The sequence below is a fragment of the Minwuia sp. IMCC3060 genome, assembly GCF_029909435.1.
Taxonomy (GTDB): domain Bacteria; phylum Pseudomonadota; class Alphaproteobacteria; order Minwuiales; family Minwuiaceae; genus Minwuia.
In genome coordinates this window covers 651,022-670,999 of record NZ_CP123782.1, presented here as the reverse complement: position 1 = coordinate 670,999, position 19,978 = coordinate 651,022, and the positions used below count along the sequence as shown (strand labels likewise).

General features: G+C 65.3%; 16 protein-coding genes. 6 read left to right on the top strand and 10 right to left on the bottom strand.

Annotated elements, in window-relative coordinates; translation table 11 throughout:
- The 5 genes from QGV54_RS03080 to QGV54_RS03060 form a co-directional block, all read right to left on the bottom strand.
- A complete protein-coding gene (locus QGV54_RS03080; RefSeq protein ID WP_281018327.1) occupies positions 1-3,309 on the bottom strand; it encodes a hypothetical protein in 3,309 nt (1,102 codons plus the stop codon).
- Positions 3,309-3,821 carry a hypothetical protein gene (locus tag QGV54_RS03075; protein ID WP_281018328.1) on the bottom strand — a complete coding sequence of 171 codons (513 nt, stop codon included), beginning with the start codon at positions 3,819-3,821 and terminating at the stop codon, positions 3,309-3,311. Before QGV54_RS03075 ends, QGV54_RS03080 begins: the two co-directional genes overlap by 1 nt.
- Positions 3,822-4,027: 206 nt before the next feature.
- Positions 4,028-5,740, bottom strand: coding sequence for a hypothetical protein (locus QGV54_RS03070; RefSeq protein WP_281018329.1), 1,713 nt, complete (start codon positions 5,738-5,740; stop codon positions 4,028-4,030).
- A gap of 92 nt (positions 5,741-5,832) precedes the next feature.
- Positions 5,833-6,651, bottom strand: a complete 819-nt coding sequence (locus QGV54_RS03065; RefSeq protein WP_281018330.1) for a TIGR00282 family metallophosphoesterase — start codon at positions 6,649-6,651, stop codon at positions 5,833-5,835.
- The gene (locus QGV54_RS03060; protein WP_281018331.1) at positions 6,648-7,238 is read right to left on the bottom strand and encodes a 5-formyltetrahydrofolate cyclo-ligase; all 591 of its coding nucleotides are present in this window, start codon (positions 7,236-7,238) and stop codon (positions 6,648-6,650) included. Before QGV54_RS03060 ends, QGV54_RS03065 begins: the two co-directional genes overlap by 4 nt.
- A 95-nt stretch (positions 7,239-7,333) precedes the next feature.
- Here QGV54_RS03060 and QGV54_RS03055 point away from each other — a divergent pair, with 95 nt between their 5' ends.
- Both QGV54_RS03055 and QGV54_RS03050 read left to right on the top strand, forming a co-directional pair.
- Entirely contained in the window at positions 7,334-8,014 is a 681-nt protein-coding gene (locus tag QGV54_RS03055) for a hypothetical protein (RefSeq protein WP_281020058.1), read from the top strand.
- The gene (locus QGV54_RS03050) at positions 8,011-8,805 is read left to right on the top strand and encodes a hypothetical protein (RefSeq protein WP_281018337.1); all 795 of its coding nucleotides are present in this window, start codon (positions 8,011-8,013) and stop codon (positions 8,803-8,805) included. The genes QGV54_RS03055 and QGV54_RS03050 overlap by 4 nt, the downstream gene beginning before the upstream one ends.
- A gap of 10 nt (positions 8,806-8,815) precedes the next feature.
- Here the strand turns inward: QGV54_RS03050 and QGV54_RS03045 are convergent, their stop codons facing one another.
- Positions 8,816-9,169: a Spx/MgsR family RNA polymerase-binding regulatory protein gene (locus QGV54_RS03045; protein WP_281018338.1), complete on the bottom strand. Its 354-nt coding sequence runs from the start codon at positions 9,167-9,169 to the stop codon at positions 8,816-8,818.
- Between the two features lie 88 nt (positions 9,170-9,257).
- Between QGV54_RS03045 and QGV54_RS03040 the strand changes: the two genes are divergently transcribed.
- Positions 9,258-10,868 carry an AMP-binding protein gene (locus QGV54_RS03040; RefSeq protein WP_281018339.1) on the top strand — a complete coding sequence of 537 codons (1,611 nt, stop codon included), beginning with the start codon at positions 9,258-9,260 and terminating at the stop codon, positions 10,866-10,868.
- 24 nt (positions 10,869-10,892) lie between these two features.
- Here the strand turns inward: QGV54_RS03040 and QGV54_RS03035 are convergent, their stop codons facing one another.
- Complete coding sequence (locus QGV54_RS03035; protein WP_281018340.1) at positions 10,893-11,870, bottom strand: helix-turn-helix domain-containing protein; 978 nt, start codon at positions 11,868-11,870, stop codon at positions 10,893-10,895.
- A 286-nt stretch (positions 11,871-12,156) separates the two neighbouring features.
- On the opposite strand from QGV54_RS03035, the gene QGV54_RS03030 reads away from it, so the two are divergent.
- From QGV54_RS03030 to QGV54_RS03020, 3 genes are all read left to right on the top strand, one after another.
- Positions 12,157-13,806 (top strand): hydantoinase B/oxoprolinase family protein, encoded by a 1,650-nt coding sequence (locus tag QGV54_RS03030; protein ID WP_281018341.1) that lies wholly within the window; start codon positions 12,157-12,159, stop codon positions 13,804-13,806.
- Positions 13,803-15,842: a hydantoinase/oxoprolinase family protein gene (locus tag QGV54_RS03025; RefSeq protein ID WP_281018342.1), complete on the top strand. Its 2,040-nt coding sequence runs from the start codon at positions 13,803-13,805 to the stop codon at positions 15,840-15,842. Before QGV54_RS03030 ends, QGV54_RS03025 begins: the two co-directional genes overlap by 4 nt.
- A gap of 107 nt (positions 15,843-15,949) precedes the next feature.
- Positions 15,950-17,497 (top strand): AMP-binding protein, encoded by a 1,548-nt coding sequence (locus QGV54_RS03020; RefSeq protein WP_281018343.1) that lies wholly within the window; start codon positions 15,950-15,952, stop codon positions 17,495-17,497.
- A 179-nt stretch (positions 17,498-17,676) separates the two neighbouring features.
- Here QGV54_RS03020 and QGV54_RS03015 read toward each other — a convergent pair whose 3' ends face one another.
- Genes QGV54_RS03015 through QGV54_RS03005 form a run of 3 tightly spaced genes read right to left on the bottom strand, consistent with a single transcriptional unit; the run spans position 17,677 to position 19,760 of the window.
- Entirely contained in the window at positions 17,677-18,057 is a 381-nt protein-coding gene (locus QGV54_RS03015) for a MaoC family dehydratase (RefSeq protein ID WP_281018344.1), read from the bottom strand.
- A 7-nt stretch (positions 18,058-18,064) separates the two neighbouring features.
- Positions 18,065-18,466 (bottom strand): MaoC family dehydratase, encoded by a 402-nt coding sequence (locus QGV54_RS03010; RefSeq protein ID WP_281018345.1) that lies wholly within the window; start codon positions 18,464-18,466, stop codon positions 18,065-18,067.
- Positions 18,467-18,476: 10 nt separating this feature from the next.
- Positions 18,477-19,760, bottom strand: a complete 1,284-nt coding sequence (locus QGV54_RS03005) for a hypothetical protein (RefSeq protein ID WP_281018346.1) — start codon at positions 19,758-19,760, stop codon at positions 18,477-18,479.
- Between the last annotated feature and the right edge of the window lie 218 nt (positions 19,761-19,978).

Here is a 19,978-nt window from a genome sequence, read left to right as displayed (position 1 = left end):
TCACCTGCCCTCCGGAAAGCCGTCGGACGGCGCGTCATCGGCCAGTCCTGTGCGGATCACGTCACGGCTCGCCTGTTCCTCCAGGTCGGATGCCGCCTGTTCCTGCGCCAGGCGCGCACGCCGTTCTTCCTCCGACTCATCGATCAGGTTGCCCAGCAGGGTATCCGGGATCTCGGGCGGCTGGCTGGCCGGACCTCCGCCCGAACCACCGCCGCCACCCGGGCGACGCTGTGTCGGACCGGACTCCTCGTCCTCCTCCGCATCGGTTTCGTCGTCGGTCAGCAGCGCCGTACCTGTCACTGCCGTCTTGATTGCCTTCACCCGCCGGGCAATGTCGTTCGCCGTCTTGGACTGGTCGCGGATGATCTTCGATGCGGCGATGATCGTGGCGGCCTGATCCACAACCACCTTGCCGGCTTCGTCGCCGACCAGCCCCCGCGCCTCGTCCAGGATCCGCGCGTCCTTGGCCTCGTCCAGGATGCGCGCCACCTCGTCGGCATCCGCATCGAAGAAGTTGCGTGGCTTGCCGCCCGACAGCGGACGGATACCGTCGAAGGTCGCCCCCTTGGTGCCAATGGCCTTGAAGCCTGGCGTATCCAGCTTCTGGAACAGCAGGGTCGGTGTCAGCAGATCAGTGAACTGGGTGATCTTGGCCGCTGTCGGGCAGCACGGATCGACACCGTCGATGATGATGCTCTGCAGTTTCCGCGCGCCCTCGACGGTCGACAGATCGAACTTCTCTCCGAACAGGTCGATCACCTCCGCCGTTCCGCCATCCTCGATCAGGTCCGGATTGTTGCGGCGGTTCTGGATCACCTCGTCCAGGTCGATCACCCCGTCGCGGTCGAAGGCATTGACCGTGGTGCGCCCCGCATCATCCAGCTCCAGGCCGATATTGGCAGGCTTGAAGTCGATCAGCACATGGCGCTGCTCCACCGCCTTGTTGGCGGCCTCCACGGAGGCGGCGAACTGTTCCTCCGTCAGGCGCTTGTCCGGATTGTTCTCCGCGATCTCCTTGACCTCCTTGGAGCCGTCGATCCGCTCCGACTGCTTGATCGGCCGCCCCTGCTCATCGAAGATCACCAGCACCGGCTTGTCGTCCAGATCCAGCAGCGGGTCGCCGAACTCGTCGGTGAAGGGGATGTCATCGGTTGTGCGGATGCCGAGCTTGCGAAGCCGGTTGCCTGCCTCGATATCGCGCTTGACGCCGTCCTCCCCCGCCCTGTTGAAGCGCTGCACGACCGTGTTGGGATCCTTGGCGTCGAAGACCGCCTTCACGCCACCGACACCGACCTGCTCCCCGAGTGCGATCTGACGGCCATCCTGCAGCGTGACACCACCCTCCTGCTTGAATGGGCGGTTGGAGGTCACGGTTGCCTTCTGGCGGTCGAGTATGTTCTGCAGGGAGGTGTCGATGACCTCCTGCCCGATGACGGATTCCTCGGCCTTGGCAAAGGCGGCATCGATCAGCTTGCGCGTGTCCCCGCCCGGCGCACGGCCCTTCTGCTGGCGTTTCAGCTCGTCGCGCAGGAAGGCAATCTCGTCCAGCACCTCCGGACTCTGGCGCGTGTTCCGCAGACGCTCGATCTCGTCCAGCGTATCCGCGATCTTCAGGTTGGTCTTCACCTCGCGGACCGTGTCGCTCAGCCCGCGCTTCAGCTTGCTGGAAAAGCGAACCAGACCGGTCAGCGTGCCCCGGGCACCCAGCACGTTCAGCGCGTCGAAGGCGCGGGCTTCGATGATCGCCGCGGCCTGCTTGCGATCACGGGCAAGCTGAACGGTCTCCCGGAACGCTTCCTTGCGCCGCTCCGACGCCGCGATGAAGGCATCCACCTCCGCCTGCGTCGTCACCGTGCCGGGCACATTCAGTTCCGTGCTCAGTTCCCGCGTCAGTTCCGGCGGGAAGCTCATGGACTGCTGGACTTCGGCAAGGAACGAGTTGCCCACCGTGACCGCGGCCCGGAACAGGTTGTTCTGGCGCGCGCTGCGATTGGCCTCCTCCGTCTCCCGCTGCACCAGCAGGCCGTTGGGCGAAAGGATGTCCAGACCGTCGCCGATCAGGTTGGAGGCCGACTTGACGACCCCTTCAACCGTTTCGAAGCCGATCTGGCCGATCGTGTTGAAGGCCGCGCTGAAGATGTTCTGAGACTTGTCGGTGAAGTTCTCCACGAAAGGCTGATAGACGGCATTGGCGGAACCCACGATGATCGTCTTGCCCAGCCCGGCAAGATAGCCGGGGATGCGCAGGAAATTGCCGACGGTCATGTCGAGCAGTTCGGCATTGGCCAGTTGCCGGTTGGCCTCGTCCTGGACCGCCTCGACTTCCCTGAAGTCGGCATAGATGCGCACGCCGTCCCGTTTCATCGCCAGCTCTTCGGGCAGCCTGGCGGGCGGGGGCGGGTCGGGCAGCAGGGACAGGGCCTTCAGCACCTCGGCCAGGGGAGTGATGCGCGGCAGGACACCCGGGATACCGGAAAAGGGAACGCCCTTCGGCTCCGGCTCGATCCCGATGAAGCCGAGCCCGTTGACCGCGCCACCCTGAACCACCGATTGCGCACCTGGCTCACCATCGGCGGCAGGCACACCCAGGCAATGCTCGAAGTCACGGCTGTCGAACATGCGCCGCAGGTCTGTCTGCAGCCTGGCCTGCGCGGCATGCAGGTCGGAAAGCGCGGCGTGCCGTTCGGCCAGCGCCTCATTGGCCCTGGTGACCTGCTCCTGCGCCCGGACCGCATAGTCCTTCGCGAAGTCCTCCATCTTCAGGTAGTTCGCGTCGTGGCGTTCTCGCAGCGGATTGATGCGGGCGACCTCTGCCGGGTCGAAGCTCATCGCGCGGGTCGGGATGCCGAACAGCGTCGGCACATTGACCTTTCCGGCACGGCTGGCCTTCACCAGTTCCGCCGTCTCCTTGTCCAGCAGCATTTTCGCCGCCGCGGCCTCCAGCGCGATCTCCTGATGCACCTTTGCGAGATCCTGCAGCGGGATCAGATCCTCGATGAAGATGCGCGACAGACGGTTCCTGCGAAATTCACTGGTCGAGACAAGCGCCCTGGAATAGCGCTGCTTCGCCGCCAGAAGCGATTGCATCAATTCGACGGCGGGTGCGCAGCTCTGCGCCAGACGCTGCCGACGGGCATCAATCTCCGCCCGCAGGGTGGCCAGATCACCGGTGCAGGTCTGACCGTCGTCCTGGGCGCGCGCCGGCCCCGATACCGCAGCCAGTCCCGACAGGATCACGAGGCCGGACAGCAGGACTCTCAGTCCCGGCCGGAGCCGCAGCGGCCGGTCCCCGCGCCACCACGCCCCCATCAGCCCTGCTCCCCCGCCACCGCGATGAGGCGTTCGGCCGCCTCCCGGCGGAGCCGCAGTATCTCCTTCAGGTCGTCTTCCCTGTAGCAGCCGCGCACCGCGACGGAGCGTGTCGCCCCCGGCCCCGGAACCCGGACCGCAAAGGAATTGCCGTCCGGTCGCCTGCGCGCGGGGGGAAAGACGCTCTCGACCCCGCGCGACCCGAGTGCCACTTCCGCCTCCGCCAGTGCGCGCAGATCACTGCCGCTCGTCAGGTTGATACGCCGGGGCAGCACGGGCGCGGCATTGTCAAAGGCCTCTCGGATGCGCGCGACCCTGTGCCCGATCCATTCGGGTTCATTGCTGTCAACACGCGGCACGAAACCGGCCACGGCCGCATTGTAGAAACGGATCACATGCCGACTGGCCGTCGTCGGCGCGTTGGAGCCGTAGCAGAGCCGGTCAACCACGAACAATGCGGTCCGGTCATCCACCGACAGTTCATGCGCGAACCGTGTTTCATCGGGACCCACATTTACGGTCTCGGCAAGGACCGTCGTGCAAGACAGAGACAGGACGGTCAACAGGAAGAAAGCAACGGCTCGAAGGCTTCGAGGCATGACAGGCTCATCCGCAGTTGAATTGCAGACGAAAGCCTAATTTGTCTGGTTGATGGAAGGCACCTGTCCGATCGGACAGGTCAACGCTCACCTTGCTGTGACAGCAGTCGCATCCACGCTCAGGCCGACGCGCCAGCCCTTTCGGAAGGGGCGGTTCGCGGGGCGAATTCGATGTCGGCCTGGCCCAGCATCGTGGTCAGCTTCTCGAAGCGCGAGACCTTTTCTTCCTTGCCCACAATGCCGGCAAAGAACGACTCGCGAAACTCCGGCTTCAGCAGCAGGCGACGGATCAGTGTCCGCGCCTCGTCCTCTGCCTTGCCATGCGTGAAATAGCCTTCGAGGACCATCTTCAGCAGGCCGATGCACTTGTCGGCAACGCTGTTGTTGGCCGAGAGCAACCGCTTGAACAGCTGCCGCTTCTGCACCATCCGAAAGCAGAGGTCGTCCAGCTTCTCCGCCAGTTGACGCTTGTGCATCTCCTGCAGGTCACTCTCCAGAATGCGCGCCTGGATGATCGCGAGACGCTTCATCTGTTCGGAGACCGGCTGAGCATCGTCCGTAAGGAACAGTTCAGCCTGTGGCGAGGTCAGAACGGGTATCAGGAATTCGGCAAGCTTGCGCTTGTTGGCGGCGCCGAAGATGCTCGGTTCCAGGTCGATCAGCCGCATTGCCCGCGTGTCGGCTTCCTCCGCCCCGACCAGATATTCCGCCACGGCCTCCGGATGCAGCCAACGCGCGTTGCGGTTGCTGATCGCCTCCATCATCCGGGTACTGCCCAGCCAGGCGCCATCCTCGGTCTTCAGATCGCGCACCAGATCCTTCGTGGCCTCGGCCTCGGCCCGCAGATCACCGTCCACCAGCTTGCGCCTGCCCTCCAGTTCGTCGATGAGGTACTGCGCCAGTGCCTGACGCGTGTGGGGCATCTTGGCGGCTGCAATCAGCCGGTTGACGGTATGGGCTTCGCGCCCGGCGTCGGTGTCATCCGCCGGCAACCGACCGTGCGCGAGCCTTGCCGTGGCCGACAGCTCCTGCTTCAGCGTGTCCCGCTTGCCGATCAGGTGCTGGGTGACATTGCCGATCAGCAGCAGCTCTCCGGCGAATGTATCGGCGACCTCATGCACCCAGTCGGGATGATCGGCACGGATTGGCGCCAGAACCCGCTCAAGCTTCTCGCCGAAGCCCTGGGCGTCGGCCAGGTGATTGACAAGTGCGAGATTGAGCAGATATCCGCGACTTTCCCGCGGTTCCACCTCCGCGATCAGGGCATCCAGATCCCCGTCGACGATCTTCAGTTGCTGCGCCAGTTCACGGTCACGACGCAGCGCCACGATACCCCGATCGATGATGTCATAGATCTGCTTGATGCGTTCCTGCACCCCCTGTCCAGTTTCCCGGACCTGCGCGATGGAGGTCTGCTGCACCGCGCGCTGCATGGCCGTCCCGTCATCCTGCAGGCGTTCCACATATTCCAGGGAGTGAACCAGTTCTGTCGCGGTCAGCCCCCAGCGAACAAGCTCACTGCGCAGCAGGCGGTTGATCGAACGGCGGCCTTCGTAGGAGTAGAAATCCTCCACCTTCCAGCAGACGCCGGGCACCGGATCGGAGTCATACTTGGAGGCCCGCGGCTTGGCACCGGAGAAGAATATCTGACCGGAACGGAATGTACCGGACTTGCTGTCGAAGCGCTCCCGCATCACCTTGACTGCACGGTAGTTGGCACGGGCTGCCTTCGCGGCCTCCAGCGCCTCTTCCTGATCGTCGACAACCGCGATGATCGTCCATGACGTTCCGCGCTGGCCCAGCACCTCGTAATGAATCTTGTTGCCGCTCACCCCGACACCCTTCCGTGTCCACACACCCTGAAGGTTGCCATGACACGGTTAATGTTCGGTTGACGGTTGTTCGGCGGCCCGCCGCTGCGCCTTCAGGCGGCTGTCGGCATGATCTGACTGAGCCTGCCGCCGACCCTGACGGGCTGTATCGAGGTTGCCAGGCCGGTCCGGTCGTCACTTTCGACCAGAACACCACAGACCGTTGCCTCGCCCAGGGCAGGCTCGAACCGGGCGCCCGGCGTCTTGTTGCGGAACCGCCGGATGGGCTCTTCCTTCCCCATGCCGATGACGGAATCATAGTCACCGCACATGCCCACATCGGACATGTAGGCCGTTCCCCCCGGCAGGATCTGGTGATCGGCCGTCGGCACATGGGTATGGGTGCCGACCACCATGGTCGCGCGCCCGTCCGCGAAGTGGCCCAGGGCCGCCTTCTCGCTGGTTGCCTCCGCATGCACATCCACCAGCACGAACTGGACGGAGCGTCCCAGCGTACTGGACTGCAGCCCCTTTTCCAGCGCCTGGAAGGGGCAGTCCATCGCGTCCATGAAGACCCGGCCCATGACCTGGATGACCGCAACGCGCCTGCCGCCCGGCGCATCGAACACCGCTACACCCCGTCCCGGCGCACCCGGGGGAAAGTTCGCGGGCCGGATCAGCCTCGGCTCCCGCTGGAAGTGGGGCATGATCTCCCGATTGTCCCAGACGTGATTGCCGGTGACGATGACGTCCGTGCCCGCGGCATAGAGCTCGTCGCAGATCTTCGGCGTGATGCCGAAGCCGCCGGCGGCATTCTCGCCGTTGATGACGACGAAATCTGTCTTCAGCCCGGCGATCAGATCCGGCAGATGCTTCAGGACGCCATCGCGTCCGCTGCGTCCAACAATGTCGCCCAGATAGAGAAGTCTCAACGGAACCTCCTGATCGCGGTCTCGGTCACCAGCATGTCCAGCACCTGATCATGGGATCCGGTCGGAACCACCGGTACGTACTGCGTCTCGTAGGCCATGCCAACCAGCAACGGGAAATGACCCCGGTTGTGCCAGGCCTGGATGGTGCGGTCATAGAAGCCGCCACCATAGCCGAGCCGCCTGCCGCGCCGGTCGATTCCCACCAGCGGCATCAGCACGATGTCAGGACGCATGGCAGGCACACGCGGTCCGGGTTCACGGATGCCGAAGGCGGACGTCTCGAACCGGATGCCGGGTCCGAAGCGTCGGAACACCAGCGGCACACGGGGCGCCACCACCACCGGCAATCCGACAATGGCCCCGCGACGGGTCAGCGTGCGCACCAGCCAGTCCGGATCAACCTCCGTCCCGAAGCCTGCGAAGATCGCGATCCGGCACCCGCGCCAGTCGGCGCGCAGCGCCATGGCGTTGCGCAGGACCCCGCGCGTCCGCCAGACGGCATGCGCCTTGCCGCGTTGTTTCAGGATCCGGGCACGCAACTGTTTCTTGGCCCTGTCGAGGGCCGGGATGGGTGTCACATCTGTCATGAACCGGCTTCAGTCCCTATATGGTGAAACATGATCAAATCTGTACGGGCGTCCGATGATTCAGGGCCGAAGGTGTGGCGCGGGGGGATCGTGACATGAGCTACCTGATCCTTGCAGCCTTTCTGCTGGCTGCCGCGCTGATCGGCGGCAGGGCCTTGCTTGACGCCGACCCGCACAAGCTGGCGCAGGGGCTGCGCATCGGCGGCGGGCTGGTGCTCGGGGTCGCGGGTCTGTTCCTGTCGATCCGCGGCATGTTCTTCGTCGGTGCCCCGGTCGCGCTCTTCGGCCTCGGCATGGTGGCGCGGGGGCTGGGCTGGAACGGCCTGCCCGGCGGTTTCAGCATGGGCGGCAAGCGCCAGCCTTCCTCCGGTGGAGCCTCGAAGGTGCGCAGCACCCATCTGGAGATGTCGCTGGACCACGACAGCGGCGACGTGGACGGACGGATCCTGAAAGGCGATCACGCCGGGCAGAAGCTGTCCGATCTCGATCTGTCCACGCTCACAGGCCTCTGGCAGTCTTGGCAGCACAGCGATCCGGACGCCGCGCGCCTGCTCGAAAGCTATCTGGACCGGGTACATGGTGCCGACTGGCGGGAGGACGGAGCGCGCCGTCAGCAGGACACCGGCACAGGCAGCCGCAGGGCTTCATCCGGCGGCGGCATGACCCTGGATATCGCCACCGGGCCCGACATCAGCGATGCGCGCCTCCGACACCTCGAAGGGCAGCGCTTCATCATCAGCCAGATCATCACCCTGATCGAAAGAGGACGGAAATGACCGACAGCCTGATCGACTACAAACCCGGTACGAATACCCCCGACATGGATGCCGAGAATCCGGCACCGGTCAGGACCCCGGCCAAGGGCATGCACCTCTACACGCTTGATGGTGTGACACACGAAATTCCGGAGAACTTCTGGGACCCGGAAACGAAATCGATCCGGCTCGGATCGCTGCTGAAGAGTCACGGTGACCTGCGGTCCAGAATCGGAGAGCGCCGGAAACCGCCGGAGACCTACGAGATCCGTCTGCCGGACGACCTGCAGTCGGTGATCAGCGCCAATCCCGAAGACCCTCTTGCGCAGTCCGCCATGGAATGGGCCCGCCGTCACGAACTCAGCCAGGAAGCCTTCGACGAACTGGCAGAGGCATTCTTCCGCAACGAAGCGCAGAGCTTCGATCCGGACCGGTATCGCGAGACCCAGATGAACGCGCTCGACGAAGCGCTGGGCAGCGACGCGGAAAAGGTGCGGAAGGACATCGGCCAGTGGTTCGGCGCCCTGATGGGTCGGGATTTCGAGGAGAGTCCCGAACTGCTCGCCGCGGCGGAGGAACTTGCCGCCGACGCACGCGGCGTGCTGTTGCTGAAGACCCTGCGGGACCGCCTGAGCGAGCATGGCGTTCCGGACCGCCGTTCAGATGCAGGTTCCGAAGCGCCCGTCGATGAGGCCGCGATCCGGCGGGTTCAGGCTTCCGACGCCTATCGCAACAGCACCCATGCCGACCATGAGGCGACCCGGAACTGGGTACGGAACGCCTGGCAGACGCTGGTCGACCGGGGACACTGATCCAGGCCGGCTATCCCTTCGATGACAGCAGTTCGCTCCGCACGCTGTCATCGAAGCCCTGCAGGACGTGGGGGCCGCGTGTGAAGACCGGCCGCCGGAGCAGCGCCGGATGCGCCAGAATCAGATCGACGGTTCCCTCCTTCCCGTCGTCCTGGGCCTGCTCATCCTTCGACAGCCCCCGCCAGGTGGTGCCGCGGCGATTGATCAGACCTGTTCCGATCGCCGCGGTCCATCGCATGACATCATCCCGCGACAGGCCGTCGGCGCGAACATCGATGAAATCGTGCCTGATCCCCTCGGCATCCAGCCACTTCCGCGCCTTGCGACAGGTGTCGCAATTCTTCAGGCCATGAACCTTCCACATATCCGCCACTCTCCACCCCGGCTTTGCATCTCCCCGGCCATAGCCCACTATGGCCCCGAGCAACAAGCCTTGGGGGAGGTCCGACGCCATGACGATCCATGATCCGCGCATACCGACAGCCGATGAGTGTGTGGTACCGGCCATGCTGCGTCGCCGCGCCGAGAGCCAGCCGGACGAGACCTTCGTGATCTTCGAGGATGGCGAGACCTGGAGCTATGCCGAGGCGCTGCAGCGGGTGCTGCGCGCCGCCGCCGGATTGCGGGCACTCGGTGTCCGCCAGGGCGACCACGTCCTCTCTTGGCAGCCCAATGGGCGGGAAGCGGTGCTGACATGGTTCGGCCTCAACATGCTGGGTGCGGTCTATGTGCCCGTGAACACCAGCTATCGCGGCGGACTGCTGGAGCATGTGGTGAGCCTGTCCGACGCCCGCCTGATGGTGGTGCATCCGCAGCTGATGCCCCGACTGGCCGATGTGGATGTCGGTGTTCTCAGCGACCTGGTCGTCACCGGGGCGGAGGCTGAGATGCCGACCGTGCCCGGCCTGGAGAACCATCCGTTCAGCCTGCTGGAAAGCGCCGAGCCGCTGGAGGAAGTGATCGAGGTCGCGCCCTGGGACACCCAGTACATCATCTTCACCTCCGGCACGACCGGGCCGTCGAAGGCGGTGCTGTCATCCTATATCCAGGCCCACAGCATGGCCTGCGAGGCCTACGACTTCCTGTCCGGCGACGACCGTGTCCTGGTGAACCTGCCGCTGTTCCATGTCGGCGGCACGATCTTTCTCTACGTGATGCTGGCGAAGGGCGGGTCCTGCGTGGTGGAGGACAGTTTCCGCACGGATGGCTTCTGGGAGTCGGTGCGCCGCAATGGCGTCACCAGCACCTGTCTTGTCGGCGCCATGACCCCGTTCCTGCTGAAGCTGCCGGCGAGCAACCGCGACAGGGACCATCCGATGCGGTCCATCGTGACCATTCCCTGGAACGAGGATTCTCTGGCACTGGGAGAGCGGTACGGCATCGACATGTACACCGGCTTCAACATGACCGAGATTTCCTCCCCCATCACATCGGAGGCCAACCCGCCGAAGATCGGCACCTGCGGCACCCCACGCGAAGGTGTCGAGGTGCGCGTGGTTGACGAGAATGACTGCGAGGTCGCGCCAGGCGTCGTGGGCGAGCTGATCGTGCGCACGGACCGCCCCTGGGCCATGAACCACGGCTACTACAAGAACCCGGAAGCGACGGCGAAGGCCTGGCGCAACGGCTGGTTCCATACAGGAGACGGCTTCCGCTATGACGAACAGGGCTATTTCTACTTCGTCGACCGCATCAAGGATGCGATCCGCCGCCGGGGCGAGAACATCTCCTCCTTCGAGGTCGAATCGGAAGTCACGCAGTTCCCCGCCATTCGCGAGGCCGCAGCCATTCCCGTACCTTCGGAACTGAACGAGGACGAGGTGATGGTGGTCGTTGCGCCCTCCCCCGGCGAGACAATCGATCCGGAGGCCCTGTTCCGCTTCCTTGAGCCGCGCATGGCGCACTTCATGCTGCCGCGCTATGTCCGCATCGTCGATGACCTGCCCAAGACGCCGACGCAGAAGATCCAGAAGGTGAAACTGCGCGAGGACGGCGTCACCGCCGACACCTGGGACCGCGAAGCAGCCGGCATCAAGGTCCGTCGGGAGAAGATCGGAGCCTGACTGCGGTCGCCGGAGCGCCGACGCTCAGCTCTCCATCTGTCGCTCTGTCCGGTACTCGCTGGGGGACAGGCCGGTGACATTGCGGAACGCGCGGCTGAAATGTGCCGGATCCGAGAATCCCACGGAGAAGGCAATGGAGGCGATGGAGAGGCCGCGCCGGGTTGGGTCCAGCAACCGGCGCTGCGCGGTGGCAATGCGCCGGGCGCGAATGACGCCTGAAAGGGTCTCGCCACGCTCGGCGAACATCTTCTGGATATAGCGTTCCGACAGGCCCAGCTCCATGGCCAGGGAGCCCGGCCCCAGCGCCTCGTCATCCAGCCGGTTCTCGATGGCGCGCATGATGCGGCGCAGGTGCGCCAGCCGCACCGAACTCTCGTTGCTCTTCAGGGCATCCACCGGGACCGTCAGCGCCAGGGCCAGCAGGTCCAGCAGGTGCGGTGACATCGCGGCAGCGGACTCGCCATCCAGTTCGTCACGCTGGCGGATCAGCGAATGGGCAAAATCCACGAAGACACGCACCAGCGGCGCCTTGCCGTTACAGGGCTGCGCCACCAGGTCATCGATCATCGGAATGCGATCCCGCATCACCGGCCCGTCCACCCGCAGGGTGATCAGGCTGTTCGGGGTCTCCTGCTGATACTGGTAGGTGTCGGCGGTGGCGATCACCGTCAGGTCACCGGGATCCAGCGCCGCCTCCCGCCCCGCCTGACGCAGCGCCACCGTGTCACGCATCGGTATGGGCAGGAAGTAGTAGTCACCGCCCGGATGGGCGAGATGTTCCCGCCTGCGGAAGACATTCATCGCGTCGCTGTCGATGGCTCCGAAGCGGATGCCCGGAATATCGAAGAAACCGAACCGGCCATTTTCGAAGGCATGAGCCGGGTCTGTCAGGTCCAGTGCGTACCAGTTCTCGTTCAGTGCATCGGTCCACGCCCCCAGCCGTTTCGACCTCTCGAAAGCGGAAACATCAATGGTCCGGGGCTTCAGGGCGACGGTGTTCATGGACCCAATACCTCTCATGCGAAAACGCACACAAATTCAGCAGATCACAACAAGGGTCAAAATCTAACCACTCCCAATCCCTGAACTCCAGCGCAATCTTGTGCCAGGCGGTTCTGGCAAGGGGCTTCTGCTGCCCCGGTCCCGGTTCGGTCTGTCCGTCCACACAGGGGATTCCGACAAGTATTCGGATGCATGGTGGCCAGCCCGCGATCTGAAAGCGCCTGCATGGCACGGCCAGCTTCGATACTGTCGGGGATATCTGTTTGCAGAATCCGGGAGGCGACTGTTGGACACTATCACGCTTGAAATCATGCACGGCAAGCTGCTGGCCACGGTGGATGAGATGGGCATGGTCCTGGCCCGCACCAGCATGAGCCCCGTGATCTACGAGGTACTGGATTTCGCATGCGGGATCTGCGACGCGGAGGGCGATCTGGTGGCGCAGGCCAACGGGCTGACCCTTTTCACCGGCACCTTCGCCGCCCAGGTCCGCTTCATCATCGAGAAGCATGGCGCGCGGATGCGGCCGGGCGACGCCTTCATCACCAATGACCCGTTCCGGGGGGGTACCCACTGCTGTGACATGGCGGTCATCAAGCCGCTGTTTCATGAACAGCAACGGATCGGCTTCGCGATCACGGTGGCGCACTGGCTGGACGTGGGCGGCGCGGTTGCCGGCAGCCTGCCCGCCGATGCGTCCGAGGTCTTTCAGGAGGGGCTGCGCCTGCCGGGGATCCGGCTCTGTCAGGATGGCAGGCTGCTGGAGGATGTGCGCGACATCATCGCCGCCAACTCCCGCCTGCCGCAGATGGCGCTTGGCGACCTGAATGCGGAACTCGCCGCGGTCAACATCGCCGAGCGGCGGCTGACCGAGCTGGTCGAGCGCTACGGGCTGGATGGACTGCAGTCCGCCTTTGCCGGGATCCTGAACCACGGGGAGCAACAGGCCCGGCAGGCCGTTGCCGCTCTGCCTGACGGTATCTATGCGGCCGAGGACTGGATCGACGGCGACGGCGTCACCGACGACCGCATTCCCGTCCGGGTCAGCGTCCGGATCGAGGGGGAGACGATCACGGCCGACTTCGACGGTTGCGCACCCGCGCGGGGCGGTCCGATCAACTGCACCCGTGGCGCGCTTCAGTCTGCGGTGAAGTCGGTGTTCAAGGCACTGGTCGGGCCGCAGGAACCGTCCAACGAAGGCTGGTTCCGGCCCGTGCGCATCGAAATTCCGGATGGCACGGTCTTCAGCGCCGTCAGTCCCTCCCCCATCGGCTGGTACTACGAGGGCGCGGCACAGGCATCGGAACTGGTCTGGAAGGCCCTGGCCCCGATTGCCCCGGAACGGTTCAGCGCCGGCAGCTACATGAGCCTCTGCGCCACCTACATCTGTGGCCGGGACAAGGCCGGGGAGATGTTCGTGCATATCGAGCCGCAGCATGGCGGCTGGGGTGCCACCCCGGAACGCGACGGGGCCAGCGGCCTGATCGCCATCACCGACGGCGACACCTGCAACCTGTCGGTCGAACTGCTGGAGGCGAAATATCCCCTGCGCATCAGCCGCTATGGCTTCAATACGGAGGAGGGACCGGGGGCCGGTCGTCATCGTGGCGGCTTCGGGCTGGTGCGGGAGTACGAGGTGCTGACCGACGACGCCTTCACCTATGCCAGCTTCGGGCGCTCGGTCGAGCGTCCCTGGGGTGCCGATGGCGGCCAGCCCGGCAGCCGCAATCACCTGACCGTCAGCCGCAAGGGCGGGACCTTGCGCACGGCCCGCACCGCGCATGAGGCACTGGCATATGGGGACCGCGTCGCCATCGTCACCGGCGGCGGCGGCGGCTGGGGTGACCCTGCCGACCGATCTGTCAGCGAGATCGCGGCAGACATCGCGGATGGCCTGCTGACGGAGGATCAGGCGCGGGAGGTCTACGGTCGATGATCCGCATGGCAACGGACGTGGGCGGTACCTTCACCGATCTGGTGGCATGGGACGAAACGGACGGCAGCCTGACCGTGGCGAAGGACCTGACCACCGTGCAGGACCAGTCGGGCGGCGTTCTCTCGACCATCGATCTGAGCGGCCTGAGCCCGGAGAGCATCACCGAGTTCGTGCATGGCGGCACCACGGTCATCAATGCGATCACCGAACGCAAGGGCGTGCGCACGGCGCTGGTCACCACGCGCGGGTTCCGCGACGTGCTGGCCATCGGACGCGGCAACCGGCCGGATCTCTACAATCTGCACTTCGACCCGCCGCACCCCTTCGTGCCCCGCAAATGGCGCTTCGAGGTGACCGAGCGCCTGGATGCCGATGGCGCGGTCGTCACGCCGCTGGACGAAAGCGACATCGACGCCATTGCCGAAGCCTGCAGGGCGGCGAAGATCGAGGCAATTGCCATCACCTTCCTGCACAGCTATCGCAATCCGGCACACGAACAGGCCTGCGCCGCGCTGCTGGCGGAGCGGCTGCCCGACGTCTCGATCACCCAGTCCTCCGGCTTCACACGGGAATGGCGGGAATTCGAGCGGACGAGCACGGCTGTGCTGAATGCCTATGTGCAGCCCATCATCGACCGCTACTTCGACCGCCTGGAGTCCCGCCTGCGCGCGCGGGCCGTGACAGCCCCGCTGCAGGCCATGCAGTCGAACGGTGGCACCACCAGCTTTGCCCGCGCCCGCACCCACCCGCTGACCCTGGTGGAGTCCGGCCCGGCTGCCGGTGTGAACGGGGCGGTGGTCGTGGGTCGTGCAGCGGGCCTGCCCAATGTCATTGCCTTCGATGTCGGCGGCACCACAGCGAAATGCTCCCTGATCCGCGGTGGCATGGCGACAGTGAACACCGACTACTGGATCGAGAAGACCCGGCATCACCCCGGCTATCCGGTGAAGGCCCCCGTGGTGGACATTGTCGAGGTCGGTGCCGGTGGCGGCTCCATCGCGCGCATTGCCGCTGATGGTCGCCTGCGTGTCGGGCCGCAGTCGGCGGGCGCTGAACCCGGCCCTGCCTGCTATGGCCGGGGCGGAACGGAGCCGACGGTCACCGACGCGAAGCTGCTGACCGGCGTCCTCGACACCAACCGCTTCTCCGGCGGCCGCCTCAGCCTGTCGACCGAGAAGGCCGCGCAGGCCATGCAGCCGGTCGCCGATGCACTGCGGGTCAGCATCGTGGAAGCCGCAGCCGCCGTCATCCGCCTGGCCGAGGCCAACATGATCAATGCGCTGAAGCTGGTTTCCGTCCAGCGCGGCCACGACCCCCGCGATTTCGCCATGCTGGCCTATGGCGGCGGCGGCGCCATGCATGCGGCCCAGCTTTCGCGCGAGCTGGGCACGAAGGAACTGGTCATTCCGCTGTATCCCGGCCTGTTTTCCGCCTGGGGCATGCTGGCGACCGCGCCGCGCGTCGACCTGGTGCGCACGGTTCCGCTGGACGGCGAAAGCGCGCGCAGCAGCGATCTGCAGGCCGTTCTGGACGCCATGGTGTCGGAGGCGGAAACCTATTTCACCAGCAGCGGCAAGGCGGCACCCCTGGACCTCACCGCCCGGATCGAACTGCGCTACCACGGGCAGGAGCACACGGTGCCGGTCCCGGTCGATGCGCGGAATGTCGATCTGGACGCACTGGTCGAGGCATTCCACGCGGCCCATGAGCGCGCCTATACCTTCCGGCTGGACGACACGCGGGTGGAGGTCATCCAGTTCCATCTGGCGGCAGAGCAGAGGACACGCCTGCCGGAGTTCGTGCCGCTGGACGGGAGCGGACGCAGTCTCGATGCCGCAACCAGTGGCCAGCGACCGGTCCATTTCGGAGAGGGCGGGATGCGCGAGACCCTGATCCTGGACCGTGCCCTGCTGCCGCTGGAACAGGCCATCGAAGGCCCTGCCGTGATCACGGAGCCGACCGCGACCACGCTGGTGCTGCCGGGGCAGCAGGTGCATGTGGACAGGCTGGGCTTCCTGCATATCCGGGAGGTGTAACCTGCCGCCCGTGCCTGAGACCAAGCGGCACTTCCCCCCAGAGAGCAGATCGCTATTCTGGCGCCAAGAACACGGCAGAGTCGGATTTCCGGGGAGGAACAGAGAACATGCATCCTGGCGTACACGGGGCGGAGCGGCCCGAGAAACCGGCCTACATCATGGCCTCCACCGGGGAGGTGGTGACCCATGGCGATCTGGACCGCCGGTCGAACATGGGGGCGCACTACTTCCGCTCGCTGGGGCTGCAGCACGGTGACGCCATCGCGATCTGCATGGAGAACAACCGGCATTTCCTGGAGATCTGCTGGGCCGCCCATCGTGCCGGACTCTATTACGCCTGTGCGTCGAGCTATCTGACCGCCCCCGAGGTCGCCTACATCGTGAACGACTGCGAGGCGAAGCTGTTCATCTCCTCCGCCTACAAGGCGGACATGGCGAAGGGCATGCCCGGTGAAGTGCCGCATGTGGAGCACATGCTGATGGTCGGCGAGCCGATCGACGGCTACAGCTCCTGGGACGATGCCATTGCCGACATGCCGCAGACGCCGATTGCCGACGAGTGGGAAGGGCACGACATGCTCTATTCCTCCGGCACCACCGGGCGGCCCAAGGGCATCAAGATCGACCTGGAGAACCGCAAGCTGGGCGAGGTCCGCCCGACCATGCAGGCCGTGCTCATGCTCTACGGCATGGATTCCGAGACCATCTATCTCTCGCCGGCGCCGCTCTATCACGCGGCGCCGCTGCGCTACAATCTGCTGATGAACCGGATCGGGGCGACCACGATCCTGATGGAGCGGTTCGACCCGGAACGGGCGCTGCAACTGATCGAGAAATACGGCTGCACCCACAGCCAGTGGGTGCCGACGATGTTCGTGCGCTTCCTGAAACTGCCCGCGGAAGTGCGGGCGAAGTACGATGTCTCCTCGCTGAAGGTCGCCATCCACGCCGCCGCCCCCTGCCCCGTCGAGGTCAAGCAGCAGATGATGGATTGGTGGGGTCCGGTGATCTACGAATATTACGCCGGAACCGAGGGCAACGGCTTTGTTGCCGCCAATCCGCACGAGTGGCTGGCACATCCCGGGACCGTCGGCCGTGCCATCGTCGGTGAGCTGAAGATCACCGACATGGACAGCCCGGACGAGGAGCTGCCACAGGGCGAGATCGGCTCCGTCTTCTTTGCCGGTGGACCGACGTTCAACTATCACAACGATCCGAAGAAGACGGCCGAGTCGCAGAACACGAAGGGCTGGTCCACCCTCGGCGACGTCGGTTACCTGGACAAGGACGGCTTCCTGTTCCTGACCGACCGCAAGGCCTTCATGATCATCTCCGGCGGCGTGAACATCTACCCGCAGGAGATCGAGGACAGGTTGCTGCTGCATCCGGCCGTGATGGATGCCGCCGTGTTCGGCGTGCCGGACGCGGACCTGGGTGAACAGGTGAAGGGCGTCGTGCAACTGATCGACCACACCAAGGCCGGACCTGACATGGCGGAGCAGCTGATCGCGTTCTGCCGTGAATCACTCAGTGGCATCAAGACGCCAAAGTCCATCGACTTCGAGAAGGAACTGCCCCGTCACGCCAACGGCAAGCTCTACAAGCGCCTGCTGAAGGACCGCTACTGGGGCAACAAGGACAGCCGGATCATCTGACCCGTCCCCTCCACCGACACGGTGCGTGCGGACCCGGTCCGCACGCACGGTCGCCCGCGCCCACTTCCCACCACGTCGCTCGCGGACTTGATCCGCGAGCCCAGTCGCCGACGTTTGAGCGGCACCATGGGTACTCGGGTCAAGCCCGGGTACGGCGTGGTGGGGCTGCGCAGACCTGTCTACACGCCCGCGACGGCCGGACGGACCCAGCCAACGATCACGGGCTCACCGGCCTGATTGGTGATCTGGACGGTATAGCGCCCCGACTCATCCTGATCACGGGTGCCGCTGGCCGTGACGACATCATCGACGCGGACAGGCTTCACGAAGCGGATGTCCATCTCAGCGCCGTCGCAGGCGTCCGGGCCGAAGGTCGCCGCCATGGCACGCAGGATCAGGTTCATCGACAGGGTGCCATGGGCGATGATGCCGCCCATTTCCGTCCTTGCCGCGAAGGCTGCATCCAGGTGGATCGGGTTCGGATCACCGGTGATCTCGGCATAGGCGTTGATGCGGTCCTGCGTGATCTTCAGGCTGACGGGTGTGAGTTCGGTCTGCATGGCGCGCTCAGCCTGCCCAGATCAGGGTAAGGACCGCTTCGTAGACCAGGCGATCCTGCTGGTCGCGGGTCTCGGTCTTCATCCGTACCCAGTTTCGGCCCTTGCGGACCTCCTTGGACAGCGGAACGGAACTGGTGCGCAGGGTGTCGCCGATGACCGGGCGACGGTGCAACACATACTGCTGCCCGGCATGCAGGCCACCATCGGGGTGGGGATTGGTCAGTTCGAGCTGCGCGGCCATGACGATGCCCGACACCATGTCTGGCGGCGCGGCGTCGGTATTGCCGCCCACGTCATCCCCGTAGACGGCACGCCAGCGGTCGAGCGCGGCCTGATCGATGGCGGATTCGTGAACCCCGAGACTCTGCCCGATCCGGATGCGGTCGAATGTCAGCATTTCGGGCAGCATCAGCGCAGCCTCAACGGACGTAGATATGCACCTCGGAGGCCCCGGCTTCGGCGCTGGTGGTGGAGGTCAGGCCCACACGGTCGGCGGGCAGCCCCATGCCGGTCAGGGTCCGCAGCACGTCATCGGCATGCTTGCGGGACCGGGAACGCTGCAGGGCGATGTCGGCGGCGGAGCCACTGCTGGGCGACACCGCGACAATGTCGAAGCGCGCGTCGGGACGCTGGTCCAGCGCACGGCTGACAGCCGTATAGAGCGCCTGCTCATATTCCACGTTCTGGCGGTCGAAGCGGATCACCACCAGCGGACGCCCGCTGGCAACGGCCGCGGAACCCGGATTTCCGGCGCGCGGGGCCTGCAGGCCGGTCGGCTGATAGCCACTGGTCGGCGGGGCATAGGCCCGCGATGCCAGACTGGTGCCGTAAAGCTCGCCATTCTTGATGGCCAGTGCCAGGGAACCGAGATTGCGGCGCTCATTGGCGATATAGGCCGTCTGGCGGCTGACATCGTCGGAAAGCTCGTTCAGCAGGCGGTCGATCACGACCACGGTCTTGTTGGTCTGATCCTCCAGCACGGCAAGCTGGCGATGATCCTCGTCGATCGCACCGGCAATACCGTAGGTCGCCCGCGCCGTCTCCAGCAGGAACGCTGCAAGGCTGGAATCAGCGGCCACTTCGTTGGCCAGGCCATTCATGGCGGCGATATCGCTGCTCAGGCGGGTAAGTTCGCTCTGCGCCTGGTTCCACTGGTTGACCAGCACCGGATTGCCGGGGGTCGAACCAACCTGCAACCGCGCCTGAATCGCGGCGACCGTGCCGTGATAGCGCTGGGCGTTCTGGATGGTGGAGCCACGGATCTGGGCCAGCGTGTCATTGCGCTGGTTCAGGCGCCCCTCCAGCTGGCGCAGTTCGGAAGCAAGCTGCTGGACCTTCTGCCCCACCACCGTGCCTGTGGCCGGGAAGGAAGAGACCGCAGGGGCCTCGAACGTCGTGGTGCCGAGCGGCGGCGGGCCGCCAGCGACCTGGGTCGAGGGGAACGACGTGGTCGATGCCGATCCCGTGGCGGCGGCATTGAGCGCGGCATTGCGCGCGGCCTGCGCCTCCGGCGAGAGGCGGCTGACACGCGGCGGTGCCTCACGGACCACGGTACCGGCCTCGTCCTCACCCGCCAGAGACGGCCACAGCGAGTCCGATACGAAGGTGCAACCACCTGCGAAAGACGCCATACCCACCATCAGCAGGCCTGCGGCCCGGCTGGTCCAGGGTGCGGATGATGTCGTGAATGACCTTGTGTTCATTACAGCAGTCTGCCCGCCCATTTCGTAGCCTCTGGCCCTGTCGCGCTGTTCAGCGTCGTCACTTAGCGATATCCGGTCAAGACCACCCGCCGCCCCAAATCTGGCCGGCCCGGCACCCTCGGCACACCGTACCGAATCACTGTTACATCCGACCGGCGCGGAGATGTTAGCGAAGCGATACGTGCGTCACAAGGAAGGCCTTGATTCAAGGGGCATAC